This is a genomic window from Pseudomonas juntendi, from assembly GCF_009932375.1.
In the GTDB taxonomy this organism is placed as follows: Bacteria; Pseudomonadota; Gammaproteobacteria; order Pseudomonadales; family Pseudomonadaceae; genus Aquipseudomonas; species Aquipseudomonas juntendi.
In genome coordinates this window covers 14,970-41,546 of record NZ_BLJG01000001.1, presented here as the reverse complement: position 1 = coordinate 41,546, position 26,577 = coordinate 14,970, and the positions used below count along the sequence as shown (strand labels likewise).

Annotated in this window: 31 protein-coding genes and 2 pseudogenes; 31 read left to right on the top strand and 2 right to left on the bottom strand. The window is 62.2% G+C overall.

Features of this window, described 5'->3' with window-relative positions; genetic code table 11:
• The first annotated feature begins 38 nt into the window (after positions 1 to 38).
• The 25 genes and pseudogenes from GYA94_RS00225 (at position 39) to GYA94_RS00110 (ending at position 20,626) form a co-directional block, all read left to right on the top strand.
• A complete protein-coding gene (locus tag GYA94_RS00225) occupies positions 39 to 878 on the top strand; it encodes a GPO family capsid scaffolding protein (protein WP_161891588.1) in 840 nt (279 codons plus the stop codon).
• 42 nt (positions 879 to 920) lie between these two features.
• Positions 921 to 1,937, top strand: coding sequence for a phage major capsid protein, P2 family (locus tag GYA94_RS00220; RefSeq protein WP_161891587.1), 1,017 nt, complete (start codon positions 921 to 923; stop codon positions 1,935 to 1,937).
• Positions 1,938 to 1,940: 3 nt separating this feature from the next.
• Positions 1,941 to 2,642 carry a phage terminase small subunit gene (gene gpM / locus GYA94_RS00215; protein ID WP_161891586.1) on the top strand — a complete coding sequence of 234 codons (702 nt, stop codon included), beginning with the start codon at positions 1,941 to 1,943 and terminating at the stop codon, positions 2,640 to 2,642.
• A 98-nt stretch (positions 2,643 to 2,740) separates the two neighbouring features.
• Positions 2,741 to 3,217, top strand: a complete 477-nt coding sequence (locus GYA94_RS00210; RefSeq protein WP_161891585.1) for a head completion/stabilization protein — start codon at positions 2,741 to 2,743, stop codon at positions 3,215 to 3,217.
• Positions 3,217 to 3,429: a tail protein X gene (locus tag GYA94_RS00205; protein WP_161891584.1), complete on the top strand. Its 213-nt coding sequence runs from the start codon at positions 3,217 to 3,219 to the stop codon at positions 3,427 to 3,429. The genes GYA94_RS00210 and GYA94_RS00205 overlap by 1 nt, the downstream gene beginning before the upstream one ends.
• Positions 3,430 to 3,465: 36 nt before the next feature.
• Positions 3,466 to 3,783, top strand: a complete 318-nt coding sequence (locus tag GYA94_RS00200; RefSeq protein WP_161891583.1) for a phage holin, lambda family — start codon at positions 3,466 to 3,468, stop codon at positions 3,781 to 3,783.
• The gene (locus GYA94_RS00195; RefSeq protein ID WP_161891582.1) at positions 3,780 to 4,613 is read left to right on the top strand and encodes an N-acetylmuramidase domain-containing protein; all 834 of its coding nucleotides are present in this window, start codon (positions 3,780 to 3,782) and stop codon (positions 4,611 to 4,613) included. The genes GYA94_RS00200 and GYA94_RS00195 overlap by 4 nt, the downstream gene beginning before the upstream one ends.
• A pseudogene (locus GYA94_RS00190) lies at positions 4,613 to 4,981 on the top strand (Rz-like lysis system protein LysB); the annotation flags it as partial. The gene GYA94_RS00195 and the pseudogene GYA94_RS00190, both read left to right, overlap by 1 nt.
• Complete coding sequence (lysC, locus tag GYA94_RS27870) at positions 4,902 to 5,168, top strand: Rz1-like lysis system protein LysC (protein WP_218031585.1); 267 nt, start codon at positions 4,902 to 4,904, stop codon at positions 5,166 to 5,168. The pseudogene GYA94_RS00190 and the gene lysC, both read left to right, overlap by 80 nt.
• Positions 5,152 to 5,685 carry a phage tail protein gene (locus GYA94_RS00185; protein WP_161891580.1) on the top strand — a complete coding sequence of 178 codons (534 nt, stop codon included), beginning with the start codon at positions 5,152 to 5,154 and terminating at the stop codon, positions 5,683 to 5,685. Before lysC ends, GYA94_RS00185 begins: the two co-directional genes overlap by 17 nt.
• Positions 5,678 to 6,133: a phage virion morphogenesis protein gene (locus GYA94_RS00180; RefSeq protein ID WP_161891579.1), complete on the top strand. Its 456-nt coding sequence runs from the start codon at positions 5,678 to 5,680 to the stop codon at positions 6,131 to 6,133. The genes GYA94_RS00185 and GYA94_RS00180 overlap by 8 nt, the downstream gene beginning before the upstream one ends.
• Before the next feature lie 61 nt (positions 6,134 to 6,194).
• Positions 6,195 to 6,734 carry a phage baseplate assembly protein V gene (locus GYA94_RS00175; RefSeq protein ID WP_161891600.1) on the top strand — a complete coding sequence of 180 codons (540 nt, stop codon included), beginning with the start codon at positions 6,195 to 6,197 and terminating at the stop codon, positions 6,732 to 6,734.
• Positions 6,731 to 7,075, top strand: a complete 345-nt coding sequence (locus GYA94_RS00170) for a GPW/gp25 family protein (protein ID WP_161891578.1) — start codon at positions 6,731 to 6,733, stop codon at positions 7,073 to 7,075. The genes GYA94_RS00175 and GYA94_RS00170 overlap by 4 nt, the downstream gene beginning before the upstream one ends.
• A complete protein-coding gene (locus GYA94_RS00165; RefSeq protein ID WP_161891577.1) occupies positions 7,072 to 7,986 on the top strand; it encodes a baseplate J/gp47 family protein in 915 nt (304 codons plus the stop codon). The genes GYA94_RS00170 and GYA94_RS00165 overlap by 4 nt, the downstream gene beginning before the upstream one ends.
• Entirely contained in the window at positions 7,983 to 8,594 is a 612-nt protein-coding gene (locus GYA94_RS00160; protein ID WP_161891576.1) for a phage tail protein I, read from the top strand. Before GYA94_RS00165 ends, GYA94_RS00160 begins: the two co-directional genes overlap by 4 nt.
• A pseudogene (locus GYA94_RS28005) lies at positions 8,587 to 9,384 on the top strand (phage tail protein); the annotation flags it as partial. The gene GYA94_RS00160 and the pseudogene GYA94_RS28005, both read left to right, overlap by 8 nt.
• Positions 9,385 to 12,450, top strand: coding sequence for a tail fiber protein (locus GYA94_RS28510; protein WP_308936444.1), 3,066 nt, complete (start codon positions 9,385 to 9,387; stop codon positions 12,448 to 12,450). It begins immediately after the preceding pseudogene.
• 7 nt (positions 12,451 to 12,457) lie between these two features.
• Positions 12,458 to 13,171 (top strand): tail fiber assembly protein, encoded by a 714-nt coding sequence (locus tag GYA94_RS00145; RefSeq protein ID WP_161891575.1) that lies wholly within the window; start codon positions 12,458 to 12,460, stop codon positions 13,169 to 13,171.
• 107 nt (positions 13,172 to 13,278) lie between these two features.
• Positions 13,279 to 14,451 carry a phage tail sheath protein gene (locus GYA94_RS00140; protein ID WP_161891574.1) on the top strand — a complete coding sequence of 391 codons (1,173 nt, stop codon included), beginning with the start codon at positions 13,279 to 13,281 and terminating at the stop codon, positions 14,449 to 14,451.
• A gap of 14 nt (positions 14,452 to 14,465) precedes the next feature.
• Complete coding sequence (locus GYA94_RS00135) at positions 14,466 to 14,981, top strand: phage major tail tube protein (protein ID WP_161891573.1); 516 nt, start codon at positions 14,466 to 14,468, stop codon at positions 14,979 to 14,981.
• A gap of 24 nt (positions 14,982 to 15,005) precedes the next feature.
• Positions 15,006 to 15,305 (top strand): phage tail assembly protein, encoded by a 300-nt coding sequence (locus GYA94_RS00130; protein WP_161891572.1) that lies wholly within the window; start codon positions 15,006 to 15,008, stop codon positions 15,303 to 15,305.
• A gap of 8 nt (positions 15,306 to 15,313) precedes the next feature.
• Positions 15,314 to 15,436, top strand: a complete 123-nt coding sequence (locus GYA94_RS00125) for a GpE family phage tail protein (RefSeq protein WP_161891571.1) — start codon at positions 15,314 to 15,316, stop codon at positions 15,434 to 15,436.
• Positions 15,423 to 18,905: a phage tail tape measure protein gene (locus GYA94_RS00120; protein ID WP_161891570.1), complete on the top strand. Its 3,483-nt coding sequence runs from the start codon at positions 15,423 to 15,425 to the stop codon at positions 18,903 to 18,905. Before GYA94_RS00125 ends, GYA94_RS00120 begins: the two co-directional genes overlap by 14 nt.
• 6 nt (positions 18,906 to 18,911) lie before the next feature.
• Entirely contained in the window at positions 18,912 to 19,352 is a 441-nt protein-coding gene (locus tag GYA94_RS00115) for a phage tail protein (RefSeq protein WP_161891569.1), read from the top strand.
• A gap of 38 nt (positions 19,353 to 19,390) precedes the next feature.
• Complete coding sequence (locus GYA94_RS00110) at positions 19,391 to 20,626, top strand: phage late control D family protein (protein ID WP_438826223.1); 1,236 nt, start codon at positions 19,391 to 19,393, stop codon at positions 20,624 to 20,626.
• 257 nt (positions 20,627 to 20,883) lie between these two features.
• Here the strand turns inward: GYA94_RS00110 and GYA94_RS00105 are convergent, their stop codons facing one another.
• Together GYA94_RS00105 and GYA94_RS00100 are read right to left on the bottom strand one after the other, a co-directional pair.
• Positions 20,884 to 21,552, bottom strand: coding sequence for a hypothetical protein (locus GYA94_RS00105; protein ID WP_161891568.1), 669 nt, complete (start codon positions 21,550 to 21,552; stop codon positions 20,884 to 20,886).
• A gap of 77 nt (positions 21,553 to 21,629) precedes the next feature.
• Positions 21,630 to 21,971, bottom strand: a complete 342-nt coding sequence (locus GYA94_RS00100) for a helix-turn-helix domain-containing protein (RefSeq protein ID WP_161891567.1) — start codon at positions 21,969 to 21,971, stop codon at positions 21,630 to 21,632.
• Between the two features lie 82 nt (positions 21,972 to 22,053).
• On the opposite strand from GYA94_RS00100, the gene GYA94_RS00095 reads away from it, so the two are divergent.
• The 6 genes from GYA94_RS00095 (at position 22,054) to GYA94_RS00070 (ending at position 26,574) form a co-directional block, all read left to right on the top strand.
• Positions 22,054 to 22,266, top strand: a complete 213-nt coding sequence (locus tag GYA94_RS00095) for a DNA-binding protein (protein WP_161891566.1) — start codon at positions 22,054 to 22,056, stop codon at positions 22,264 to 22,266.
• Between the two features lie 29 nt (positions 22,267 to 22,295).
• On the top strand, positions 22,296 to 22,778 hold the full coding sequence (locus tag GYA94_RS00090) for a YmfL family putative regulatory protein (RefSeq protein ID WP_161891565.1): 483 nt from the start codon (positions 22,296 to 22,298) through the stop codon (positions 22,776 to 22,778).
• A complete protein-coding gene (locus GYA94_RS00085) occupies positions 22,775 to 23,077 on the top strand; it encodes an Ogr/Delta-like zinc finger protein (RefSeq protein WP_161891564.1) in 303 nt (100 codons plus the stop codon). The genes GYA94_RS00090 and GYA94_RS00085 overlap by 4 nt, the downstream gene beginning before the upstream one ends.
• Positions 23,074 to 23,442, top strand: a complete 369-nt coding sequence (locus tag GYA94_RS00080; protein WP_161891563.1) for a hypothetical protein — start codon at positions 23,074 to 23,076, stop codon at positions 23,440 to 23,442. The genes GYA94_RS00085 and GYA94_RS00080 overlap by 4 nt, the downstream gene beginning before the upstream one ends.
• Positions 23,443 to 23,518: 76 nt before the next feature.
• Positions 23,519 to 23,764: a hypothetical protein gene (locus GYA94_RS00075; RefSeq protein ID WP_054888407.1), complete on the top strand. Its 246-nt coding sequence runs from the start codon at positions 23,519 to 23,521 to the stop codon at positions 23,762 to 23,764.
• An 11-nt stretch (positions 23,765 to 23,775) separates the two neighbouring features.
• The gene (locus GYA94_RS00070; protein ID WP_174824165.1) at positions 23,776 to 26,574 is read left to right on the top strand and encodes a toprim domain-containing protein; all 2,799 of its coding nucleotides are present in this window, start codon (positions 23,776 to 23,778) and stop codon (positions 26,572 to 26,574) included.
• The last annotated feature ends 3 nt before the right edge of the window (positions 26,575 to 26,577 follow it).

Genomic DNA, 26,577 nt, shown 5'->3' with positions numbered 1-26,577 from the left:
TCGCCAGGCAGACCGCCAACGCTACGAGGAATTCCAGAATGGCCGGCAATACCGACAACTCCGCCAAGAAATACCGTTCCAAATGGACCCGAGTCGCTGTCGAGGGGGCGACCACCGATGGCCGCAACATCGAACGCAGCTGGATCGAGGACATGGCCAGCACCTACAGCCCGAACACCTACGGTGCCCGCATCAACTGCGAGCACATCAAGGGCTACTGGCCTGGCGGAGAGTTCGGCGCCTATGGCGACGTCCTGGCGTGCAAGGCTGAAGAGGTCGAGATCGCCGGCATCAAGAAACTGGCCCTGTTCGCCCAACTGCAGCCAAACGATGCATTGCTTGCCCTGAACAAGGCCGGCCAGAAGATCTATACCAGCATCGAGGTACAGCCGAAGTTCGCGGACAGCGGCAAGGCCTACCTGGTAGGCCTGGCCGTAACCGATACCCCTGCCAGCCTGGGCACCGAGGCGCTCTCGTTCCGCGCCGGCAACAAAAAGGACAAAGACAACATCTTCAGTACTGCCGAGGAGACGGCATTCGAATTCGAGGAGGTGACTGACAGCCCCGGCATGTTCGCCGAGCTTCGGGCCAAGGTCAGTGGCCTCATCAACAAGGGCAAGGAAAAGGATGGCAAGGATGCCGCCAACTTCGGCGCACTCGGCGAACTGATCGACCAGTTGGCCACTCACGGCGCCGAGCAGGCCGAGGCCCTGGAAAAGGGGCAACAGGCATTCACCGAGCTGGAAAGCAAGTTCTCCAAGCTCAGCACCGACTTTGATGCCTTGGTTAAGCGCCTGGGCAACACCAAAGACCACACCCAGAAGGATCGCCCGCCGGTTTCCGGCGGTGGCGGCAACGCAGCTGTCACCGACTGCTGATCCCACAGGACTTGAACCAGCCAAGGATTACCGGAGAAACCCATGCGTAACGAAACCCGCGCCCAGTACGGCGCTTATCTGGAACAGATCGCCAAGCTCAACGGCGTGAGCGATGCCACCAAGACCTTCACTGTGGCCCCTTCGGTCCAGCAGAAGCTTGAATCCCGCATGCAGGAGTCCAGCGACTTCCTGTCGAAAATCGGCATGATCGGTGTCGACGAACTGAAGGGCGAGAAAATCGGTGTAGGCGTCAGCAGCACGATCGCTAGCCGCACCGACACCACCGGTACCGGCGTCCGCATGCCGCGGGACGTATCCGGCCTGGACAAGCAAGGCTACGAAGCCCATCAAACCGACTTCGACACCGCCATCCGCTACGCCCAGCTCGACGCCTGGGCCCGCCACCCCGAGTTTCAGACCATGCTGCGCGACGCCATCCTGCGCCGCCAGGCCCTTGATCGCATCATGATCGGCATGAACGGCACTTCTGCTGCGGCCAATACCAACCGCGATGCCAACCCGTTGCTGCAGGACGTGAACATCGGCTGGCTGCAGCAGTATCGCGACAACGCACCGGCCCGCGTACTCAAAGACGGCAAAACCCCTGGCAAGATCGTGATCGGCACGGGGGCGAATGCCGACTACAACAACCTGGACGCCCTGATCTTCGACGCCGTCGCCAACCTGATCGACCCTTGGCACCGGAAGGACACCGGCATCGTCGTGATCCTGGGCAGCAACCTGGTGCACGACAAGTACTTCCCACTGGTGAACAAGGAACAGGCCGCGTCTGAAAAACTGGCTACCGACATGATCCTGTCGCAAAAGCGCATGGGCGGTAAGCAACCCATCGAAGTGCCCTACGTGCCGGACGGTGCGGCTCTCGTCACCAGCCTGGAAAACCTCGCGATCTACTGGCAGATCAATGGCCGCCGCCGTTACGCCCAGGAGAACCCGAGCAAGAACCGCATCGAAAACTTCGAGTCGAGCAACGACGCCTACGTCGTCGAAGACTACGGCCTCGGCTGCCTGATTGAAAACATCGAGCTGGAGGCGTAACCCATGGCTCTCAGCCCCGCAAAGCGCCACTTCATCAAGGCGACCGCAGCGCTCGACGCAGCGGCAGCCGCCCCGTCCGCACTCATGGCCGGGTTGAGCAGCTATGAAATGCAGCTCGCCCAGTTGCACCAGGACCAGCTGCGGCTTTCGAGCATTCAATCGATGGAGGTGCGTGCACAGCTCAAGCTTGGCCTGCTGCCGGCCTACGAGGACTACGTTGCCGGCGTGCTGAGTGCTGGTCGCGGCGCCCAGGACGATGTGCTCGTTACGGTCATGGTATGGCGCTTCGACGCGGGCAACTGGGCCAGTGGCCTGGACATCGCTGAGTACGTGCTGCAGCACGGGCTGAAGATGCCCGACCGTTTCAACCGAAAGCCCGGTTGCACGGTTGCTGAAGAGTTGGCTGAGGCCTCGTTCAAGGCGCTCAAGGCCGGAACCAGCATTCCGATCGAAATCCTGCAGCGGACGGAAGAAATCACCGCGGACGAGGATATGCCGGACCAGGTCCGCGCCAAGCTGAAGCTGGCTCTGGGCCGCACAACGCTGCTGGGCCTCGACGAAGGGAACCCTGGCCAACCGGGCGACGTACAGAAAGGCGTTGATCTGCTGAAGCGCGCCATCGAGCTGCACGACAGCTGCGGCGGCAAGAAAGATCTGGAGCGCGCTGAGCGCCTCCTCAAGAAAATCGCCGATCCAGTCGGCTAACCGAGCGTCCCGCGCAACCCCGGCGGCTCGGGGTGGATCAGCGGCCTATGGCTCAGCTGTGAAGCCCCGATCACCGCCGACCTATTCAGAGCACGACCATGAGCGGATTCATTGCCGGCGGCCAGGTGACAAGCAACTCTGCACCTGGGCCGCACATCAACAGCGACCCCTTTTGGCCGTCGATCGATCTGGACTCGCTGCGCGAAACACTGCGCATCGACTCTAGCGTCACCCTCGCCCGCCTCGAAACCGCTGTTATTGCAGCGGTCATCAGCGTCAACCGAGAGCTGGACAGTTGGGGAGAAGCCAAGCAGACCGAAGGCTTCGTCACGCTGAGCGACGTTCCCTGCGGCAAAATCAAGGACCTCTCGCAGCTGGTTCATCTTTACCTGCGCGCCGTCGAGTGCGCTGCCGGCGCCGAAGTATGCGAGCGGTACCGCAACTACGACACCACCGCGAGCGGCATCAAAAAAGCGGAAGAGACGGCCCCGACCATCGACGACTACCGGCGCGACCAGCGCTGGGCCATTCGCGATTTCCTGGGCACGTCACGCACCACCGTGGAGCTGCTCTGATGGCCGAGCAGAAGCGCACGCAGCAAAACGACACCGTCGATGCCCTCTGCTGGCGGCATTACGGCCGCACTGCCGGCGTGGTCGAGGCCGTGCTCGATGCCAACCCAGGCTTGGCCGACAAGGGGCCAACCCTCCCGGCCGGCCTGCTCGTCACCCTACCCGAACAGCAAACGGCCGCACCTGAACAACAGATGGTGAGCCTATGGGACTGACCGCCCGCCCCCACCCACAACCATGGAAGAGCACTCATGCCTGACCGCCCCGAGACTTGGGCCTGGTTCGCCGCCTGGCTCGAACACAACTGGCCCGCCGTTTACACCTGCGGCCTCGCGATCGTCATCGCCGCCCTGCGCGTGATCTACGGCGGTGGCGGGCTACGCCGCATGACGGTCGAAGCTCCGCTGTGCGGAGCCCTGGCCCTGGCGGTTAGCCACGGCCTGCCCTTGATCGGCATCCCGATCAGCGCGGCCCCGTTCTTCGGCGGCGTCATTGGCCTGCTGGGCGTCGAGTTCACCCGTGCCACCGCGAAGAAGTTCTTCACCCGAAAAGAGGAAACCGTCACATGACCACACTTCGACACGGCGACCGCTCCCAGGCGGTGCGCGACCTGCAGCGCAAGCTCAACGACCGCGGCGCCAAGCTGGTTGCCGATGGCGCCTTTGGGGACGCGACCGAGGCAGCGGTACGCGCCTACCAGGTGAAGGCAGGGCTTGTCTCTGACGGCATCGCCGGGCCGAAGACCCTGGCCGGCCTGCTGGGTCTGGACACTGGAAAGCTGCTCAAGCACGCGGACCTGGTTCAGGCCTCGCTGCGCCTGGGCGTGCCGGTGGCGGCTGTGTATGCGCTGAATGAGGTCGAATCGAAGGGGCAAGGCTTCCTCGACAACGGGAAGCCGGTGATCTTGTTCGAGCGACACGTCATGTTCGACAGGCTGCAGCTGATGCGATCGCCTGGCGACGACGAAGTGCAGCTGCAGCAGCGCGCACTCAAGCTGGCCAAGCAGGCTCCGGCCCTGGTCAACCCGAAAGCCGGCGGCTATATCGGCGGAACGGCCGAGCATCAGCGGCTGGCCCAAGCTCGCCAGCTGGACGAGGTGGCGGCGCTTGAATCGGCGAGCTGGGGTGCCTTCCAGGTCATGGGTTACCACTGGCAGCGGCTCGGCTACTCGAGTATTCACGACTTCGTGGCGGCGATGAACCGCAGTGAAGCGGACCACCTGGAGGCCTTCGTCCGCTACATAGAGGCGGACCCTAGCCTGCTCAAGGCCTTGAAGGCCCAGAAGTGGGCGATCGTGGCCAAGCTCTACAACGGCCCGAACTACCAGCGGAATCTGTACGACGTAAAGCTGGAGCGCGCTTTCGAGCGGCACCAGGACCGCGCCCTGGTGGCCGCGTAATGGACCTGCGCAGCGGACTGTTGCCGGTGGCCTTGGCTGCTGGCATCACCGTTGGCATATGGGGCTGGTGGCAGCGCACCCAACTGCTGATCGAGCAGAAGAGCACCGCAGACCTGGCGCACCAGCTGGCAACCGCCCAGGGCGATGCCCGCCGCAACCTGGACACCGCCACCAAACTGCAATCCACCTTGGAGCACCAGCGGGAGATCCAAACGCACTTGCTGAAGCTCCAGGGCACGCTGCGTAGCGGCCTGGCCGAACGTGAGCGCCTGATCGAGGACCTCAAACATGAGAATGAAGAACTGCGGAACTGGGCTGTTCAGCCTCTCCCTGATGCTGCTCGCCGGTTGCGCGACCGCCCCCCCATCACCGGCGCCGACGCTTATCGTCAATGGTTGTCCAGTGGTAGTGCCCTGCCAGCTGCCGGCCACGGCGCCGACGATCAACGGCCAGCTGCTCAGTGACCAGGAGCGCACCGAACTGGCCTGGGCAGAGTGCGCCGCCCAGGTCGATAGCGTCTACCAGTACCAGGTGACCCATGAACAAGCCCGATAGCCTGCGCGAGCACCTGCTCGCAGCCGTGCCAGGCCTCAAAGAAAACCCCGACAGGCTGCTCATGTTCATTGACCAGGGCGCGGTACGGTGCACCGCGGCTGCCGGCTTATCGTTCGAATATGCGTACAGCCTGCAGATCATCCTGACCGACTTTGCCGGTCACCCTGACAGCGTGATGCTGCCGATCCTGGGTTGGCTGCGGTCGAATCAGTCCGAGCTGCTGGTCAACCTGAACAAGTCCGCCGAAGGCCTGAAGTTCGAAGCGGACATTCTCGACCGGAGCAAGGTCGACCTCAGCATCACGCTGCCGCTGACAGAACGGGTGATCGTGACGCGCCAAGCCGATGGCACCCACTCGGTGACCCACGCAGCTGAGCCGCAGTACGAGGAGTATGCAGAGCACGGGGAAATCACGCTCATTGCGGACGGCCAGCCCATTGCGTCATGGCAACCGCCATCACCACCCGACGGCATGGCGCTGACCATGCCTCACCCAAAGCGCCCACGCCGTGGCTGACCTCGACGCCCTGGAAGACTGGGCCGGCCCGCTGCTGCGAAAACTTGAGCCTGCTGGTCGGGCGAAGCTTGCTCGCGCCGTCGCCCAGCAGCTGCGCCGCAGCCAGCAGCAGCGCATCCAGGCACAACGCAGCCCGGACGGCACACCATTCACGCCCCGCCGGGAGCACAAGCTCAGGGAAAAGCAGGGCCGCGTGAAGAAAAAGGCCAAGATGTTCCAGAAGCTGCGCACCTCCACATACCTCAAGGCCCAGGGCGATGCACGAGGCCTTTCCGTGGGGTTCGCTGGCCGCATTGCCCGTATTGCTCGCGTGCACCAGTACGGCCTGCGTGACCGCATTGCACCCCGCGGACCAGCGGCGCAGTACGAGAAACGCGAACTGCTCGGCTTCACACCTGCCGACCAGGATCAGTTGAAAGACCTGGTGCTCGCACACCTCGGCCTGTAGCGCCCGCCTCTACAAGTCCCGCGAAATGCACTCGCGCACGCGTAGCGCGACCATCCCCGGCATGAACTCCATCGCCGAAATCAACCGCCTGCTGGAAAACCTGATCCGCCTCGGCACTGTCGCGGCGGTGCAGCACCAGCCGCCCCGCGTCCAGGTACAGACCGGCGGGATCAAGACAACCTGGTTGCCCTGGCTCGCCGCGCGAGCTGGTGCCAACCGGGAATGGGACCCGCCTACGGTAGGCGAGCAGGTTCTGCTGTTCTCGCCCAGCGGCCAGCTGGCCAACGGCGTAGTGGTCACTGGCATTTTCAGTGACGCGATCCCCGCCAACGGGGACCGAGCCGACCTGCACCGCCGTACCTACAACGATGGTGCGGTAATCGAGTACGACAGCCAGGCCCATCACCTGCGCGCTGTTCTGCCTGGTGGCGGCACAACCCAGCTGATCAGCAGCGGCGGGATCACCATCGAGGGCGACATCACCATCACCGGCAACGTGACCGTCTCGAAGGACGTCGTCGCAAGCGGCATCAGCCTGATCCGCCACCTCCACGGCGAGGTAATGAAAGGTCAAGCACTGACGGGGGTCCCTACAAAGTGAATCGCAGCAACGGCTCAACCCTGACGACCGCCGAGCACATCGCTCAATCGGTCGAGGACATCCTCACCACCCGCATTGGCACCCGGATCGCCCGGCGCGAATACGGCAGCCTGCTGCCCGAGTTGATCGACCAGCCCCTCAACGGCGCAACGTGCCTGCGGTTGTATGCCACCACGGCAATGGCCCTGCTCACCTGGGAGCCGCGCATCAGCCTGACCCGCGTTCAGCTGGATATCCCCGATCTGAGTGGGCGTGCGGTCCTGGAGCTGACCGGTGTCGTGGTCGATAGCAACGAGCCGTTCAGCATGCGCATGCCTCTGCAACTGGGGGGTAGCGCATGAACACCTTCACGCCGATCGACCTCAGCCAACTGCCCGCGCCGGATGTGGTACAGCAGATCGACTTCGAGCAGATCCTCGCCGAGCGCAAGGCTTACGCCATTTCGCTGTGGCCCGCCGACGAACAAGCCGAAATTGCCGGTCGCTTGGCCCTGGAATCTGAGCCGATCACAAAGCTGCTGCAGGAGAACGCCTACCGCGAAATGGTGTGGCGACAGCGCGTGAATGAGGCGTCCCTCGCCTCGATGCTGGCCTACGCGAAAGGTTCGGACCTTGACCAGATCGCCGGCAACTTCAACGTGCAGCGCCTGGTTATCCAGGTGGCCAACCTCTCAGCGATCCCGCCTGTGCCTCTGGTGATGGAGAGCGACGATGCGCTGCGCGAACGTGCACAAATGGCTTTCGAGGGCCTGAGCACCGCCGGCCCTCGTAACGCCTACATCTTCCACGCCCGGTCGGCCGCGGGCCAAGTAGCAGATGCATCGGCGGAAAGTCCGACGCCTGCCGTCGCAGTGGTGACTATCCAATCCACCGAATCCAATGGCCTGGCAAGTGATGCGCTGATCGCCCAAGTTCGTGAGTACCTGAACGACCAGGACCGCCGCCCTGTCGGCGACCGGTTGATTGTCCAAAGCGCACAACCGCTGGCGTTTCAGATCAAGGCCACCCTCTACCTGCAGAGCCAAGGGCCTGAAGCAGAACCGATTTTGGCAGCCGCAGAGCAGAAGGTCTGGGCCTACGTGAGCCAGAGACGGCGGCTGGGTATGCAAGTCGCTGAATCGGCGGTCCACGCGGCTCTCCATGTGGAAGGCGTGCGCAAGGTCGTGCTGCAAAACTGGTCTGACATCAACGCCACCACCGCCCAGGCGCCTTACTGCACCGCCATCAACCTAGTGCTGGGGACCGAAGCGTGAGCCTGCTTCCCCATAACAGCACGGCCCTGGAACGCCAGGCGGCGGAGGCGCTTGCCCAGATCCAGCGCGTCCCGGTGCCGATCCGCGATCTGCTGAGCCCCGAACGCTGCCCGGCACCACTGCTGCCATACCTGGCCTGGGCGTTTTCAGTCGATCGCTGGGACAGCCAGTGGCCAGAGGCGGCGAAGCGCAAGGCAATCCGCTCCTCGTTCTTCATCCATTCGCGCAAGGGAACGATTGGCGCCCTGCGCCGGGTGGTGGAACCACTGGGCTACCTGATCGAGGTCCTGGAGTGGTTCGACGCTGTTCCCAAAGGCGAGCCTGGCACATTCGCCCTCAAGATCGGCGTCCTGGAAACCGGCATCACCGAGGAGATGTACCAGGAACTGACCTGGTTGATCGACGACGCCAAACCCCTCACCCGACATCTGATTGGCCTGGTCATCAGCCTTGAGACAAAGGGCCAGATCAACTTTGGCATTGGACTGCAGGAAGGCGACATCCTGGACGTTTACCCCCCTTCCCAACGCGACATCGAGGTCATCGGCGTAATAGGCCGCGGCGGTCGCGAAACCACCATCGACACACTGGAAATCAAGCATGGTTGATCAGAACTCGCAGTTTTTTGCGATTCTCACGAACGTGGGGACCGCGAAGCAGGCCAATGCCGATGCCTTGGGCATCGCCTGGAAAATCACGCAGATGGCGGTGGGCGACGCCAACGGCACCGATCCGGTGCCCAACCCAACGCAGAAGACGCTGATTAATGAGTGGCGCCGGGCGCCACTCAATCAACTCAAGGTCGACGACAACGATGCATCGATCATCGTCGCCGAGCAGGTCATTCCGGCCGATATCGGCGGCAAGTGGATCAGGGAAATTGGCCTGTACGATGCCGATGGCGACCTAGTAGCGGTGGCCAACTGCGCGCCGACCTACAAACCGGTGCTGTCGCAGGGCTCGGGCCGCACTCAGGTGCTGCGCATGAGCCTGGTGGTGAGTAACGCGGCGAACGTACAGCTCAAGATTGACCCCAGCGTGGTGCTGGCCACTCGTGAATGGGTCACCGAGGAACTGAGCCGGCAGGACTTCAAGCACTCGGTACTGGCGGCCACCACAGCGGCCATCAACCTGACCGGTCTGCAGACCATCGACGGCGTGACCCTGACCGCAGGCGCACGCGTGCTGGTGAAGAACCAAGCAACAGCCAAGGAAAACGGTATCTATACCGTGGTTTCGGGCGCCGCATGGAAGCGCTCCACCGATGCCGACAGCAGCGCCAAGGTAACCCCAGGCCTTCTGGTGCTGGTCGAGTCGGGCACGGTCAACGGTGACAGTGCCTGGCAGTTGGTGACCGATGCCCCGATTGCCCTGGGCGTAACGGCGCTGTCGTTTGAAATGGCCTTTGGCCGCACGGGCGTGAACGCCGGCACTTACAGAAGCGTGCAGGTCGACAAGTACGGCCGGGTGGTTGCCGCGACCAACCCTACCACCGTTGCGGGCTATGGCATTACCGACGTGTACACCAAGTCGGAAACCTACAGCCGAACCGAAATCGCCAAGGCTATTGCCGATTCGGTCACCAGCGCAGTGAATGGCCTGGTGGACTCGGCGCCGGGCGCCTTGGACACGCTCAAAGAGCTGGCCACCGCCATCGGCAATGATCCGAACTTCGCCGCTACTATGGTCAACGAGCTGGCCAAAAAGGCGCCGCTGCTGTCGCCTAAGTTCACGGGAACGCCTGAGACCCCAACGCCTGCGGCCAGTAGCACCGGGCTGCAGATCGCAAACATGAGCGCCCTGGCCACAGCGGTTGCCGCTGCCTGCCGTCAGTTCAAGACGGCTGTTATCGGGGTGAGCACGAACCTGACGTTGACTGCTGCGCAGATGGGCAACGCTGTGCAATTCAACGGTGGCGCCGTGACCCTGGCGCTGCCGTCGCTGACCGAAGTGGGCAATGGCGCATCGGTAATGCTGCGCAACCCATCGGCCACGGCCACGCAGACCATCGTGGTCGCGTCCTCGGGTTCAATTGTGGATGCCGGCACCACGGGCGGCTCGCTGGCTTTGAAACCGTTCGAATGGGCGGAACTGGCATCGTCCGGTACCGCCTGGTTTGTCGTGGGTCGCGGCAAGCTCAGAGAAGCGGCTGAGATTGACTCGCCAAGCTTCACCGGCACACCGACCGTGCCAACTGCGCCTGTCGGCGCGACCACCGCGCAGATTGCCAACATGGCGGCGGTGATGGCGGCATTTCAGGCTTTTGGCCTTGGGACAACAGTTGGAGTGCGAATCGGCGACTTTGACGCTGTTACGCAAACTGGATTGTACCGGGCGGATGGCAGTACGGAGCACACGCCATTTCCCAATGCATCCATGGCCTTGCTGCATATTCAGTTCAATGACTCCGGCTGTTTCCAGCTTGCTGCTGGCTGCAGTGGCAGCATCGTCAATGCGCGGCTGTTTTGGCGAAGCAGAGCGGCAGGCACCTGGGCCGACTGGCAGCAGGTAGCGCGCCTCGACTCGCCAGGCTTTACGGGAATTCCGACAGCACCCACTGCCGGCCTGGGTACCAACACCGCACAAATTGCGACCATGGCAGCGCTGCTGCAGGCTGTTAACGCCTTCAAACGTAGCTACAGCGGCAACGTGGTGGGCATCGGTGCGGATATCACGTTGACCGGTTCTCAGACTGGGTATGCGTTCAACGTGACCGGCCCGGTTACGGTAACCCTGCCCGCATCTGCCGATGCCGGTTCAGGCGGTACTTTCGTTATCCGTAACGTCAGCTCAGGGGGCGTAACCGTAGCCGTAGGTAGCGGCAAGATTTACGAGAAGAACAACGCGGTTTCGTCGCTGGTGATTCAGCCTGGTGAGTGGATCGAGCTGCAAGCGTCGACCTCGAACTACTTTATCAACCAGCGCGGCACGCTGAACGAGATTGGTAAGGTCATCTCGGATGCCTTGGCGTCATTCAGCGATAGCATGATCGCTGCGATTAACAACAACTCGCGCAGCTATCGGACCCAGCCGGCCGTGGGTTTGGCCACGAGCGTAACGCTGAATACTACAACCCATTTGGGGGCCTTACTGCAGTTCAACGCCGATGCGTTGACAGTGACGCTGCCGTCAGCGGCTGACGTGCCCAATGGTTCGGTAGTGACCTTGCGCAACCCCAGGGCCTCCGCGCAGACGCTCGCCGTTTCGGCTGGGACGATTGTTGAAGAGGGTGCGTCAGTCGCCAAGGTGACGCTGCAGGGCTATGAGTGGATCGAGCTTTCTGCGTCCGGTAGCCAGTGGTTCGTCAGCACCTGCGGAAAGCTCAAGGAAACGGTCACGGTCGACCAGCTGCAGGAGGCATGTGCACCGCTTGCACCACTAAATAATCCAGGCTTCACCGGCAAGCCGACAGTGCCTACTCCCGCCGCGTCCGATAATTCGCAGACTGCGGTCAACTCCGCATTTGTGCAGCGGGCCGTGAGCGGACTGGCCCCAGTCAACAGCCCAGCCTTTACTGGTACGCCAACCGGGCCGACGCAGAAAGTCAACGACGCGACCAAGAACTTGGCCACGACTGAGTTTGTCGAGTTGTCCAAGCGCAACTATTCGGGGCCTGTGTTGGGTTTCTCTTCCAGCATGACCTTGACTGCATCGCAGTCGGGCCGGCTGTATCAGGCAAACGCGAATAACCTGACCGTTACCCTGCCGGCAGCGGCAGACGCGCCAGGGGGCACGGCCTACGCGTTCCGTAACCCGACCGGGTCAACTCTATCCATCACCGCTAGCAGCGGCAGCATTGTGGCAGGCGTCACGCTGGCCACCCTGGTACTGCAAAGTGGCGAATACGTGGAGCTGGTGAGCAACAGCAATACCGGCTGGTTTGTGTCCAGCCGGGGCAAACTGGCAGAGACGCCGACCGTCGACGCGATGAATGCCGCCTTAACGGCTGCCGCGCCGCCTGGCGAGGTATCGCACTTTGCGCTGAGTAGCGCGCCAACGGGTTGGCTGCCGCGTAACGGTGCGGCCTACTCGCGCACCGCCTATGCCGCGTTGTTTGCGGCCATCGGGACGAAGTTTGGCGCCGGCGACGGATCTACCACGTTCAACGTGCCGGACGACCGCGAGTTGATCGACCGCGCCTGGACTGACGGCCTTAACGCGGCCGATTCGGGCCGGGTGTTGTTCTCTACCCAGGCGGGCCAGAACGAAGCGCACGTGCACGATGGTACTGCCAACAGTGGTGGAGCTCATGCGCACGCTACGGTATTTACGCGTGAGCGAATCGCGGCCGAGTTTTTAACCACTGGGGGGAATGCCGTCTTTGGCGATCAGATGAGTGACGGTACGCAAACCCTTACCACCACCACGGCCCCCGCCCATACGCACGGACTGACCATCAACCCCGCAGGGGGTAATGAAACGCGCATGGCTAACCGGGCCTATCTGGCCTGCATCAAGTATTGAGGGATTTATGAGCGAAGACGTCACCGAGCTGCAAGACCTGCAGGAGCTGACAGAGTTGCAGGAGTTCATTGAACTGCCCGAACTGCCCTGGTGGCAGTTGCCTGGCGTCGACGCGCCGAAGGTGTGTTGCGTGCATCGCGGCACCGGCGAGTATCTGGGCATCGGGGAAGCTACCCCGAGCCCGCTAGAGCCTGGCGTATGGGCATTACCGGGGCACAGTTACCTGATTGAGGCGCCTGCAGTAGAGCCTGGCTTTGCTGCCTTGCTGAATCGTGAGGCTGACGGGTGGGTGCAGGTGGCCGACCATCGCGGTGCAACGGTGTACAGCACCGACACGGGCGAGCCCCGCCAGTGGCAGGCCCTGGGCGACCTGCCCGAGGGCTACACCCTGCAGGCGCCCGAAACGCCATTCGACACCTGGGAGGATGACAAGTGGGTGCCGGACGAGGCGGCCATTGCTGAGGCGGCGCGCCGGGAGGCCTACCGCAAGCAACAGCTGGCCAACCAGTACGCCACCGGGCGCATAAGCATCCTGCAGGACGCTGTCGATCTGGAGATGGCCAGCCAGGCCGAAACCGAAGCGTTGAAAGCGTGGAAGGTCTACCGCATTGAGCTGGGGCGCCTGGATGTTACTAACACGGCCCCAGCTGAGAACGACTGGCCAGCCAGCCCCAACGACGCAGCCCTTGCGGCTTGGTTGGAGTCACAGCAAGGCGCATGACTGAGACGGGCGGCTTGTAAAGGCCGTCCCGACAAGCCCGGTAACTCGATCAAGCCCCGCGCGCGCGGCAGCCTGTGTAGCGTCATCCACCTGCACAGGCACTCATCATGGCCGACGAATACCATCACGGCGTGCGCGTCGTAGAAATCAACGAGGGCACCCGCCCAATCCGCACCGTCTCCACCGCGATCGTCGGCATGGTCTGCACCGCAGACGACGCTGATCCCGTCGCATTCCCGCTCGATACCCCTGTCCTGATCACTCGCGTGCAAAGCGCCATCGGAAAAGCAGGCAAGACCGGTACCCTGGCAGCCAGCCTTCAAGCGATCGCCGATCAGACCCAGCCGCTCACCGTAGTGGTGCGCGTGAAGACCGGCGCCACTGATGCCGAGACCACCAGCAACATCATCGGCACCACCACCGAGAACGGCAAATACACCGGCATGAAGGCCTTGCTGGCTGCCAAGACCCGCCTCAAGGTCACGCCACGCATCCTGGGCGTTCCTGGTCTGGACTCGCTGGAGGTGGCCACCGCACTGGTGGCGGTCGCCCAGCAGCTGCGTGCCTTCGCGTACGTCAGCGCCGCAGGCTGCAAGACCAAAGAGGAAGCCGTCGCCTACCGCGAGAACTTCGGCGCCCGCGAGGTAATGGTCATCTGGCCAGATTTCGAGTATTGGAACACCGAATCCGACGCTACGGCCGTTGCGCCGGCAGTGGCTCGCGCTCTTGGCCTGCGCGCCAAGATCGACCAGGAAACCGGGTGGCATAAGACCATTTCCAACATCCCAGTCAACGGCGTGACCGGGATCAGCGCCGATGTGTTCTGGGATCTGCAGAACCCGGCGACCGATGCCAACTACCTGAACAGTAACGAGGTCACCACCCTCATCAACGCCGACGGCTACCGCTTCTGGGGTAGCCGGACCTGCACCGAGGATCCGCTGTTCGCCTTCGAGAACTACACCCGCACCGCACAGGTGCTGGCCGACACCATGGCAGAAGCCCATATGTGGGCCATGGACAAGCCGATGCATCCATCGCTGATCCGCGACCTCATCGAGGGCATCAACGCCAAGTTCCGCGAGCTGGTGTCCGGCGGCTACCTGATCGGCGGCGAGGCCTGGTACGACGAGGAGGCGAACACCGAAGCCACCCTCAGCACCGGCAAGCTCTTCATCGATTACGACTACACCCCGGTACCACCGCTGGAAGACCTGAACTTCCGCCAGCGCATCACCGACCGATACCTGGCGGACTTCGCCACCCGCATCAATAGCTGACGGAGGCCTCAACCATGGCACTGCCACGCAAGCTCAAGAACATGAACACCTTCCACGACGGTACCAGCTACATGGGTATCACCAAGTCCATGACCCTGCCGGTGCTGGCCCGGAAGATGGAGTCCTACCGCGGTGGCGGCATGAACGGCCCAGTCAAAGCCGACCTGGGCTTCTCCGACGACGGCCTGCAGGCCGAGTGGAAAATCGGCGGCATCGATGACCAGGTCATCAAGCAATTCGGTAACACCAGCGCGTCGGGACTGATGATCCGCTTCGCCGGCTCGTACCAGCGCGATGACTCCAGCCAGGTCAGCGCGGTTGAGGTGGTCATCCGCGGCCGCCACGAAACCATCGACATGGGCGAAGCCACCCCCGGGGAGGACACCGAGCACACCATCACCACCACCTGCAGCTACTACAAGCTGACCATGGACGGTGTAGTCCTGGTGGAGATCGATCTCCTCAACTTCATCGAAAACGTCAATGGCGTGGACATGCTGGCAGCCCAGCGCCGCGCAATCGGCCTCTAACCCCATCACCTACAGGGAACACCCATGAACACCGAGAAAAAAGAGAACACCGTCGAGCTGGACACCCCGGTTAAACGCGGCGAGCAGGAAATCACCGAAGTCGAGCTGCGCAAGCCATCCTCCGGCGAGCTGCGCGGCATCCAGCTCGCTGACCTGCTGCAGATGGACGTTGGCGCCCTGATCAAGCTGCTGCCGCGCATCACCCCGCTCACCGAGGCCGAGGTACGTGCCCTGGATCCAGCCGACCTGGTCGCCCTGGGCGTGAAGGTCACCGGTTTTTTGCTGCAGAAGCGGACGATGACGGACGCCTCCCTGGCTGCGTAGACGACGCCATGGCCGACCTGGCCGTGGTTTTCCACTGGGCGCCGGCCGACATGGACCGGCTTGGCGTCCGGGACCTGATGGACTGGCGCGAGCGTGCGCGTGTAAGGAGTAGTGGCGATGGCGGCAAATGATCTACGGCTCAAGGTACTTCTGGACACCGTGGACAAAGCCACCGCTCCGCTGCGCCAGATCAACCAGAGCGGGCAGGACACTGCCCGCGCACTGAAGCAAACCCGCGAGCGCCTCAAGGAGCTGAGCGCGCAGCAGAAGGACGTCAGCGCCTGGCGGCAGCAGCACGCCCAGGCACGTGAAACCGCCAAAGCCCTGGAAGAAGCCAGGGCCAAGGTGAAAGACATGGGGCGCGCCATGTCACAGGTGGACGCGCCCACCAAGCAGATGACAGCCGAGTTTCAGGCCGCCATCAGGGCAACCAATGCCCTCAAACAGCAGACCAAGGACGAGCAGGATGCGCTGCGGGGCCTGCAGCGGCGGCTCAGTGACGCCGGCATCGACACCCGCAAGCTCAACCAGCACAACGCCGCCCTGCGCCAGGAGATGGCGCAGACCAATCATACGATCGAACAGCAAGAGACCAGGCTGAAGCAGCTGGCGGCCACCCAGCGCAAGGCGGCGCAGGCTAAGGCACGCCTGGAGAAAACCCAGGACCGGGCGGGCAAGATGGCCGGCGCAGGGGCTGCAGGCATCGCAGGCGGCATCGGCGCCGGCATGGCGGGAGCGGCCCTACTGGCACCGCAGCTGGAGGTGGCACATCAGGGATCGATGATTGCCGCCCAGTCCGGCGAATCTCCTGCTCGAGCAGAGCAGTACTCGACGATCGTCCGCAACATCCGCACGGACGGCCAAAGCACCGATGTGGCGCAGATCGGCGAGGCAGTGGCTGCGGCGAAGAGCACGCTGGGTGCCTTGGGTAAAGTTGGCGACAAGGAGCTGGACGTTGCAGCCCGGCGCGCACTCGATCTCTCGCAGATCATGGGCATCGATGTGGCCGAGAGCATCCAGATGGTCGGCATCCTGATGAAGAACGGCCTGGCCGGCAGCAGCGAAGAAGCTTTCGACCTGGTCGCGGCCGGCCTGCAGAAGGTATCGACGCAGATGCGCGGCGAGATCCCCGAAATCCTGCACGAGTACTCGACGCACTTCCGCGGTATGGGCTTCAGCGGTGAGGAGGCCATGGGCCTGCTGGTCAACATGGCCAAGCAAGGCAAGTTCGCCCTGGACAAAACCGGTGACGCCATCAAGGAATTCTCCATCCGCGGCTCGGACATGTCCAAGTCAAGCAAGGAGGCCTACGCCTCGATCGGGCTCAACGCCCAGAAAATGTCCTCGGCCATCGCCAAGGGAGGCACGGACGCCCGCCAGGCGCTGACCAAGACCGCAAACGCCCTGCTCCGCATCAAGAACCCAGCCGAGCGGGCAAACGCAGCCATTGCGCTGTTCGGTACTCCAGTGGAAGACCTTGCCGTCGACCAGATCCCCGACTTCCTGAAAGCCCTGGCCGGCGGTACTGCCAGCCTGGGCGACATCAGCGGGGCCGCCGAGAAGATGGGTAATACCTTCCGCGACAACCTGGGCGGCGACCTGGACAAACTCACCGGTACCTGGAGTGCGCTGATCGGCTCGCTGATGGACGGCGAGCGGGGGCCGCTGCGCGAGCTGGTACAGACGGTGAAGGAGATCGTCGGCGCAGCGAAGACCTGGATTGATGCCAACCCTGAGCTGGCCGCCGGCATCGCCAAAGGCGCTGCAATTGTCGCGGTACTGGTCGCCGGCATGGGCGCGCTGACCGTGGCTCTGGCCAGCGTCCTCGGTCCATTCGCGCTGGCTCAGTACGGCATGTCGCTCTTCGCACTGAAAGGCGCCGCGATGCTGCCTGTGGTTGGCAAGCTCATAGGCGTGCTATCAGGCGGACTGATGAGCGCCATTCGGCTGGTGGCGGGGGCTATGTGGACGCTGGCCGCCAACCCGGTGGTCTTGGCCATCGCAGCGGCTGTCGCCGTCATCGCCGGTGCTGCGTACCTGATCTATCAGAACTGGGACCAGGTGAAGATCTACTTCGCCAGCGCCTGGGCGGAGATCAAAGCCGGGTTCAGCGGTGGTGTGGCTGGCATCCTCACCGTATTGGCAAACTTCAGCCCTATTGGCTTGATCTACCAGGCTTTTTCCGCAGTGCTGAACTACTTGGGCGTGGAGATGCCCACCCGCTTCACCGAGTTCGGCGGGATGCTCATCAGCGGCCTGGTCAACGGGCTGACTGCCGGGCTCGGGTTGGTCAAGGACACCATCAGCAGCCTGGGCGAGTCTACCATCGGCTGGTTCAAGGAAAAGCTGGGAATCCACAGCCCATCGCGGGTGTTTGCGGAACTGGGCGGATTCACCACTGAGGGCCTGGCAATGGGGCTCGATGCAGGCGCTAAGGCGCCGCTCGATGCCGTCGCGAGAATGGGCCAAGACCTGATCAAAGCTGGCCAGTTCGAAATCACCCCCAACGCGCCAGAGGTCCAAGCCGCAAGAGGTCTCGCTACCAGCTCCAGCAGCCTCAGTGCGCAACTTGGCCAGGCGGGCCAGCTCGACGGCACGCTTGCATCCTCGCTCTCGCGAGCTGATCAGCCGATCAATGCCGATATTGTCAGCCTCAATAAACAGCTGGCGAAGTCCGGCCGGTTGGATATGCGGACAGCGGCGCCCGAGGTCAGAGCCGGCCATAATGTCGCAGGCGAAGTAATGAGCCGAGGGCAGCAGCTGGCCAATTCGGTACCGCCGGACGTCAAGGTGGTGGCGCCGCAGGCTCCTACTGCCAAGTCCGGTACCGCCGAGATCTTGAGCCTCAGCAAGCAGCTGGCCAACTTCGCACCGCCGAGCGTCAACGTCATGCCGCCGCAAGTCGCTACGGCCAAGTCCGGTACCGCCGAGATCTTGAGCCTCAGCAAGCAGCTGGCCAACGTCGCACCGCCGAACGTCAACGTCATGCCGCCGCAAGTCGCTACGGCCAAGTCCGGTACCGCCGAGATCTTGAGCCTCAGCAAGCAACTGGCCAATGTTGCCCCGCCGAAGGTCAACGTCATGCCGCCGCAAGTCGCTACGGCCAAGTCCGGTACCGCCGAGATCTTGAGCCTCAGCAAGCAACTGGCCAATGTTGCCCCGCCGAACGTCAGCGTCGTAACGCCGCAGGCTCCTACCGCCAAGGTCGGTACCGCCGAGATCCTGAGCCTGAGCAAGCAGCTGGCCCGCGCCGTGCCTCCAGGCGTGAGCCCGCTACAGACCGGCTCGGCCGAGATCCTGGACATTACCCGGCAGCTCACCAACGTCCAGCGACCTGAGATCAGGCCGTTGGCGCCTCAGCTCAACAGTGGCAAAGCGCTCGCTGCTGACGTTGCACCAGGTATCACCCTGGATAAGCGACCACCTGTAGCTGCAGCGGCGCCAAGCGTCAGCGACAGCCACGACATCATCAACATCAACATTCATCCCACCCCTGGCATGGACCCACAAGCCATCGCCCAGGCCGTACGCGCTGAGCTTGATCGCCGTGAACGCGAAAAGTCTGCCCGCCAGCGCAGCCGCCTTTCTGACCTGGAGTAACTCAAGATGATGCTCGCCCTGGGCATGTTCGTTTTCAGTGTGAACACTCTCGCCTACCAGGAGCTGCAACGCCAAACCGATTGGCGCTTCGCCAGCAGCAATCGGGTCGGCGCTCAGCCGGCACGCCAGTTCGTAGGCCGGGGCGAGGACCAGATCACCCTGCCCGGCGTGATCCTGCCCGAGCTGGCCGGCGATGTAGTCAGCCTGGATGAGTTGCGCGGCATGGCCAACACTGGCCGCGGCTGGCCCATGGTGGACGGCACAGGGCGGATGCGCGGCCTGTATGTGATCGAAAGCCTGAGCGAGACGCAGACCCTGTTCTTCTCCGACGGCATGCCCAGACGCATCGAGTTCAGCCTCTCTCTGAAGCGAATTGACGCCGGCAGGATCGACCTCATGTCCGGCACGGCAAACCGGAACTCGACGATTCTGAGGGACGTGCTGTGATCGGGTTGACGGATGAGGAGCTACGGGTAGCCGCCTACATGCAGGACGCCCGGGAAGAAATGCGCCGAGATGCGCGGCAGTCGATACCGGCGTACCGGCTGACCGTCGCTGGCAAGGACATGGCACGAGAGATCAGCCCAAGGCTGATCAGCCTGCAGCTGACCGACAACCGCGGCCTCGAGGCGGACCAGTTGAGCCTGAGCCTCTCCGACTATGACGGCCTGCTGGAGATCCCGCCCAGGGGCGCCGTGGTGCAGCTGTGGCTGGGCTGGACCGACACAGGCCTGGTGTACAAAGGCTCGTACACCGTTGATGAAACTGAGCACAGCGGGTCACCCGACATGCTGAACATCCGCGCTCGATCGGCGGACCTGCGCAAAGGCTTAAAGACCAAGCGCGAACGCAGTTGGAGCGGCACCACCCTTGGGCAGGTGCTCAGCGATATCGCAGGCGCGAACGACCTCAAGACCAGCATTGCCGAAGCCGTTGCCGCGCGCGCCGTAAAGCACCTGGACCAGGCCAACGAATCCGACGCCAACCTGCTGACCCGCCTGGGCGAGCTGCACGACGCAGTGGTCACGGTCAAAGCCGGCTGCCTGGTTTGCCTGCCGGCCGGCGGCGGCAAGACCGCCAAGGGCACCGCCCTACCCCATGTCACGCTGACCCGGCGCGACGGCGACGGCCACCGTTTCCTGCAGGCCGACCGCGACAGCTATGACGGGGTGAAGGCCTACTACTACGACGTGGGCAGCACGAAGAAACAGGAGGCGATTGCCGGCGGTGGCGACAAGCTGAAAGACTTACGGCACACCTTCAGCGACCGCGACTCGGCACTGCGAGCTGCCCGATCGGAGCTGAACCGTCTGCAGCGCGGCAGTGCGACCCTAAGCTACAACCTGGCCAAGGGCCGGGCCGATCTGATCCCGGAGCTGACCTACAGCCTTCGGGGGGTGAAGAATGAAATCGACGCCATCGTCTGGTACGGCGGCAATGTGCAGCACAGCCTCACCGCCGACGCCGGCTTCACCACCAGCCTGGAACTGGAAAGCAAGCTGCCGGAGGACAGCGTCGATTCCTTGTTCGAGGAGCCGAAGAATGGCACCTACACCGGAGTGGTGGCGTTCTACAGAGACAAAGCGACGGGCAAGGAGACGTCAGTGGTGGCGGGACAATCGACGGTGCCGAAGCGCATTAAGCGGGTGTACGACAGCAAGGAGGCTGCGCAGAAGGCAGCCGATCGGGAATGGAAGAAGCTTCAGGATAAGAAATACTGAGCAAAAAGAAGCCCGGCAAAGTGCCAGGCTTCCCCTACTGCTCCGTTACTCAGCCGACTGCGAGAGCACCTCCAACATCCTCATCAAATCTTCTTTTCCCTGCTCGTCCAGGTCGCGCAGAAGTTCGATAAAGAGGCGTTCCAACTGGGTAAGGTTTTCCATCATAGGTACTCCATTTCCATAAGACATATGCGGCATCGGAGATGCCGCACAAAAACAAATGGAAAGTCGAAGAAACCGAAAATTTCACCGATGGACTATATAGGGGCAGCCATAAACCAGGTGCCCATCATGTCTGTTGGCTTGACGCTCAACTTGACCTGTCCATAGGTTTGATCGCTCCCTTTCAGCATGTCCGGAAGCTTCTTGAAAACTTCGCGATAATCCGCATCCGGCGCAGCTGCGGCGAGGGCCGCGCTGGCGATCAGCATGATTTCGATCCCTGACATAGGCTTGCCATCACCTGCGCCAATCAGGGTCACGTCAACCAGTTCACCAGTCTCTTTCGACACAGCCGCAATAAGTGATGTGTATGGACCTAGGCTAGTTTTCAGAATGTCCTGGACTTCGCCTTTGGTAATTTCAGTTGGATCAACTCGGTATGGCTTTTCATACCTCTCCAGCAACGGGTTAATGCGTTCCGCATAGGCAGCCGGCGTCATTCCCAAAGTTTTCAGTTCAACTTTGTCGGGAGTGGCATGTTGCTCCGTAACGGCCTGAACCTTTGATTGCTCTGGTGCTTTGCTTTCCACCATCCCCGTTGAAACTGCAATTCCGGCAACGACCACCGCCATAAAGCAACATGCGAAGCTGCCTGCAACCTGCCTGGTCAGCCAGCCACTGCCGCGTTTCTTCATACGCCCCGCGAGCCACCACCAGGTGCCCGCGCCAACGGCGAGGCACATGACCCCAACCACGTTATCCATACATCGTCCTCGACAATCGACCGGCCCCCATGGCCGGCAACAGCAATCCATTTCGACTGACTAGCGCCAGCCGCATGTCACTTCAAAGCGCTGGCTTTTGCGAAGGCCCTGGCCGTCCGACTCATCACAGCCCGGTCGGTCTCATCCAGAGATCTCAAGATCTCCACAAACTCCGTCTCCTCTGCTGTGAAGCTGGAGGAGGCTTGCGGCGTTCTCACGCCTGTAATCACGTACAGGACATCCACTCCCTGCACTGCAGCTGCGGCCATGTAGTTGGCATCCGGGCTCCGCTCACCCTTTTCGTAGTTGTACTGGGTGTTTTTCGACGCCCCTGCGAGCGCGGCAAAGTCCGTCTGGTTTAAACCCAGCCGCTCTCGTTCTTCTTTCAGGCGTTCGCCAATTCCCACAAATGTCTCCATAGGCAATTGACATTCCCTCAAACGAGGGAAATAATCGCCACAGCATCACACGAAACCACACGAAATCACACGAACCGAGACTATGCCCAACAGCTACCCCACCGAGCAAGCATGCCAAGAGGCACGCGCTCGAATCGCGCGACAAGGAATCTCAGCGAAGCAATGGGCCGAGCAGCATGGGCTCACCCCCTCCACCGTCTACGCCGTCCTCAATGGGCAAAAGAAGTGCCTTCGAGGCGAATCTCACCGGGCAGCTGTCCTGCTCGGCATCAAAGACGGCGACACCGAAAACTAGCCACCCTGGCCCAAGGAAGAAACCAGAACATGAAGACCCCCGTTCTAGAAAGCCTGCGCCAGGTAGTAAGCGCCATTGTGTGCGCATACCCAGGCGGTCGTGAGTGTGCGGCAGCACGCCTCGGCTACCAGCTGAAGCAGTTCGATAACCGCATTTACGAGAACGCCGGCAGCCGCCCATTGAGCTACGACCAGATCCACCAACTGGAGCAGGACGCCAGAACGACACATCTGCCGGAGTTCATTGCCAGGCTGTACGGCGGCATGTTCGTGCCACTGACGAAAACCGAGGACCTGGACAACGTCGAGCTCTTCAAGCGCTCTTTGAGAACCGACGCAAAGCTGGGACAGATCGACCAGCTTATCGCGGCCTCGATCGAGGACGGTGTCATCGAAGCCTGCGAAGCGCTGGCCATCATCCAGGCACTGACACGCTACTTCGCGGCTCGTACCGCAGAGGTGGCCGCAACCATCCAGCTTTACAGTGCTGCGAATGTCAGGGGGTCGATGTGAGCAGCGCCTACAAGCTCGTATGCCCGCATTGCAGCAGCAAGATGCGAATCCGCACCAGTGAGGGAACCCATATTTTCTTACGCATTGCCTACCTGCAGTGCGTGAACGAGGCCTGCGGCTGGTCTGTGCGTGCCCAGTTTGAAATGACCCATGAGATGAGCCCAAGCGGCATGCCGAACCCTTCTGTTCGCCTGCCGGTGGCACCTGCCGCTCTCCGGCGCCAAGCCATGAAATCTGCTGCAACTGATGATCAACCCGACCTGCTGGACCAGTTGGACATGGAGGAAGCACTCGCATGAACGCCGTTGCCCTGATCACCAACCACGAAACCGACTACCGGGCCGCTATGCAGCAAGCCGCAGTGGCTTACCTGTTCCGCCGCGAAGGCCTGCATCTGTCAGGCGATCACCAGGTCCTGCAGAGCTGCAGCCAATACCTGTCGCATTCACTGGAAGTGCCGGCGCACCTGGTGCAGCGGATTGCCGAGCTGGCCGTCGCTGAATTCGAAAGCAAGACCACCAAGCGCCTGCAAATGATCGGCGTGTGTGCATCCAGCGGGATCTTCAGGCCCAGCCTGATCTTGTTGGACACGGTTACACAGCACCGCTACCAGGTGCCCGCACGCTATCTACCCCGCCGCATGCGTTACAACTGCAACGCCTGAAACACCCCGAATAAACCCCTTCCCGATGCCCCGTACCGCGTGGGTAAGGGGAAACTGCATCCTACTGGTGGCCGAAATGAGCAACATCACCATCCAACTCACCCTGGACGAGCAGCAGGCTAAGCAATACCTGCAGTGGCTCGCCGGCCAGTACACCCATGCCATGTCGGAGGTTTGGTACTCCGATCGGTACCGCAACGTCCCGAGCGGCAAACGCGGCCGCAAAGTGCTGGAGGACCTGCCCCACCTGCGTGGCATCAGCCGCACTCACAAGGCCCTGGAAGCACAGTTGAATGCTGCAGCGACGGAGCGTGCGCGGTGATTCGACAGCCAATGGAACACCAGCTGCGCGCCGATGTGCTGCAGCGCCTTGAGAGCGACTACGGCCTGCAGCATATGGCCGGTACCGAGTACATGCGAAAGGGCACCTGCCCTCAGTGCAACCAACGCCGGCTGTTCTCGCGTCACGACAACCCCTGGTTCATTAGGTGCGGCCGCGAGGAAAAGTGTCGATACATGGCGCCGGTAAAGGAAATCTACCCTGACCTGTTCGACGACTGGAGCAAGCGCGCCCCAGCAACCGACAAGGCTCCAGCGGCCAGTGCCATGGCGTACTTGTCATTTGCCCGGGGCTTCAATACTGGCCTGATCCACGGCTGGTACACCCAAGAGAACTACTTCGATCGCGACCTGGGCATCGGGTCGGCAACGGTGCGCTTTCCGCTCGATCACGGCGGCTACTGGGAGCGCCTCATCGACCAGCCGGCCCGCTTCGGCAAGAAGAAGGCGCGCTTCCAACCTGGCCAGAGCTACAAGGGCTACTGGTGGTGCCCGCCATGCCTCGACCTGCAGGAGGTCAAGGAGCTGTGGATCGTTGAGGGCATCTTCGACGCCATTGCCTTGCTGCATAACGGCATCGCCGCCGTGGCCGCGCTGTCTTCCAACGCCTACCCAGAGGAATCACTCAAGGCGCTGATCACCACCTGTGAAGGTAAGACGCCCAAGCTGATCTGGGCGCTCGACAACGAACCAGGTGCGCATAAGTACACCAAGGCCTGGGTCAAGCAGGCCCGCGCCCTCGGCTTCACTTGCGAGGCAGCCCAGATCCCCCAGCCAGATGCCCGCAAGGTCGACTGGAACGATCTGCACCAGCGCTGGGCCTTCATGGATGACGACGAGGCACGGGCCGAGCGCATCAAGAACGAGCTGGACGAGGCGAAGCACCACGGGGCGCTACTCATCGCGGAGAGCGCGGTGGAAAAGGCGCTGCTGATGTACCAGTGGCGAGAGCGCGAGGAATTCCACTTTGGCTTCGACTCCCGCCTCTACTGGTGGCGCCTCGACATTTCCAAGTTCAACAGCGCCATGCAGGCCCTGGACTCAAGCGAGAGCCAGGAAGACCAGCAACTTAACGACAAAGCTCGGCGCGCCAAGGCGCTGCGCATGTCCGGCTGTGTGGTCGAGATCGCGAACTGCTACCCCAAGGCCCTGTATTACCAGCGAAACGAGATCACTGACGAGTCCTGGTACTTCTTCCGCGTCGACTTCCCACACGACGGCGCCGCTGTGAAGAACACCTTCACCGGTAGCCAGGTTGCCACCGCGAGCGAATTCAAGAAAAGACTTCTCGGCATGGGTGCCGGAGCCGTGTTCACCGGCAGTGGACAGCAGTTGGACAAGATCATGAAAGACCAGCTTTTCGGTATCAAAACCGTTCAGACAATCGACTACCTCGGCTACAGCCGCGAGTACGGCTGTTATGTGTTCAATGATGTGGCCGTCCGTGATGGCCAGATCGTCGGCGTCAACGAGGAGGAGTTCTTCGAGATGGGCAAGCTCAAGCTCAAGAGCTTGCAAAAGGGCGTGAAAATGGCCCTGCAGCGCGACGATAAACGCTATAGCCCGGAATGGCTGGACCTGCTGTGGACTTGCTTCGGCGCACAGGGCATCGTCGCCCTGAACTTCTGGTTCGGCTCACTCTTTGCTGAGCAGATCCGGCACAAGTACCAGTCGTTCCCGTTCCTGGAGGCAACCGGCGAGGCCGGCGCCGGCAAGACAACTCTGCTCACCTTGCTGTGGAAGCTGTTCGGCCGCGAAGGGTACGAAGGCTTCGACCCGGCCAAGTCCACCAAGGCGGGCCGCAGCCGCTTGATGGGCCAGGTATCTGGCATGCCGGTGGTGCTGCTCGAATCCGACCGCAGCGGCGACGATAAGAGTCACGCGAAAACCTTCGAGTGGGACGAACTCAAGGACTACTTCGGCGGCGGCACGCTGGCGACCAAGGGCGTAAAGACCGCCGGCAACGAAACCTATGAACCGCCGTTTCGCGGGACGATCGCGATCAGCCAAAACGCGCCTGTAGTGGCGTCCGAAGCAATCATGACCCGGATCGTGAAGCTGCACTTCGTGCGCCCACAGGTGACGGTCGAAAGCCGCGCAGCCGCCGATCGGCTGAACAGCCTAGACGGCGCCTTGCTGAGCAACTTCCTGCTGCGAGCTGTGCGCAAGGAGGCTGAGGTCCTGGAGCTGTTCGCCCAGCGCCTGCCGGTGTACGAGGCCAAGCTCCGCGCCTTGCACTCGCACTGCTTCGTCTGCCAGACCCCGTTCCAGGGCGAGGAAAACCACTGCCACCACTGCGGCAACAAGCTCAGCGGTTACATCCGCGTAGAGCGGATCATCTTCAACCACGCGCAAATGATGGCCCTGCTCGACTGCCTGAGCCTGGTGCTACCACTCAGCGATGACCAGGTGAGCCACACCCGCGCTCAGCTCGTACGGATGGCGATCGAGCGCCAGGCCTCGATCAGCTCGGACCATCCGGTAGTAGCGGAATTCTGGGAGGTCTACGAGTACCTGCAGGGCCTCGACGCCGATGGTCCGGTGGTGAACCACAGCAAGAAAGACCACGTGATCGCCATCAACCTCAACGACTTCGTCAAATGCGCGGCCGAGCACCGCCAGAAGCTGGCCGACATCAACGAGTTGCGCGATCGGCTCAAGGATTCCCGCTCCCACAAGCTCATCGAGGTCAACAAGGCCGTCGACAGTGCCGTGCGTTCCCACCAGGCCAAGAGCAGCAATTACACGATCACCAAACAACCCATCGTCAAGTGCTGGATCTTCCAGGCCTGAACA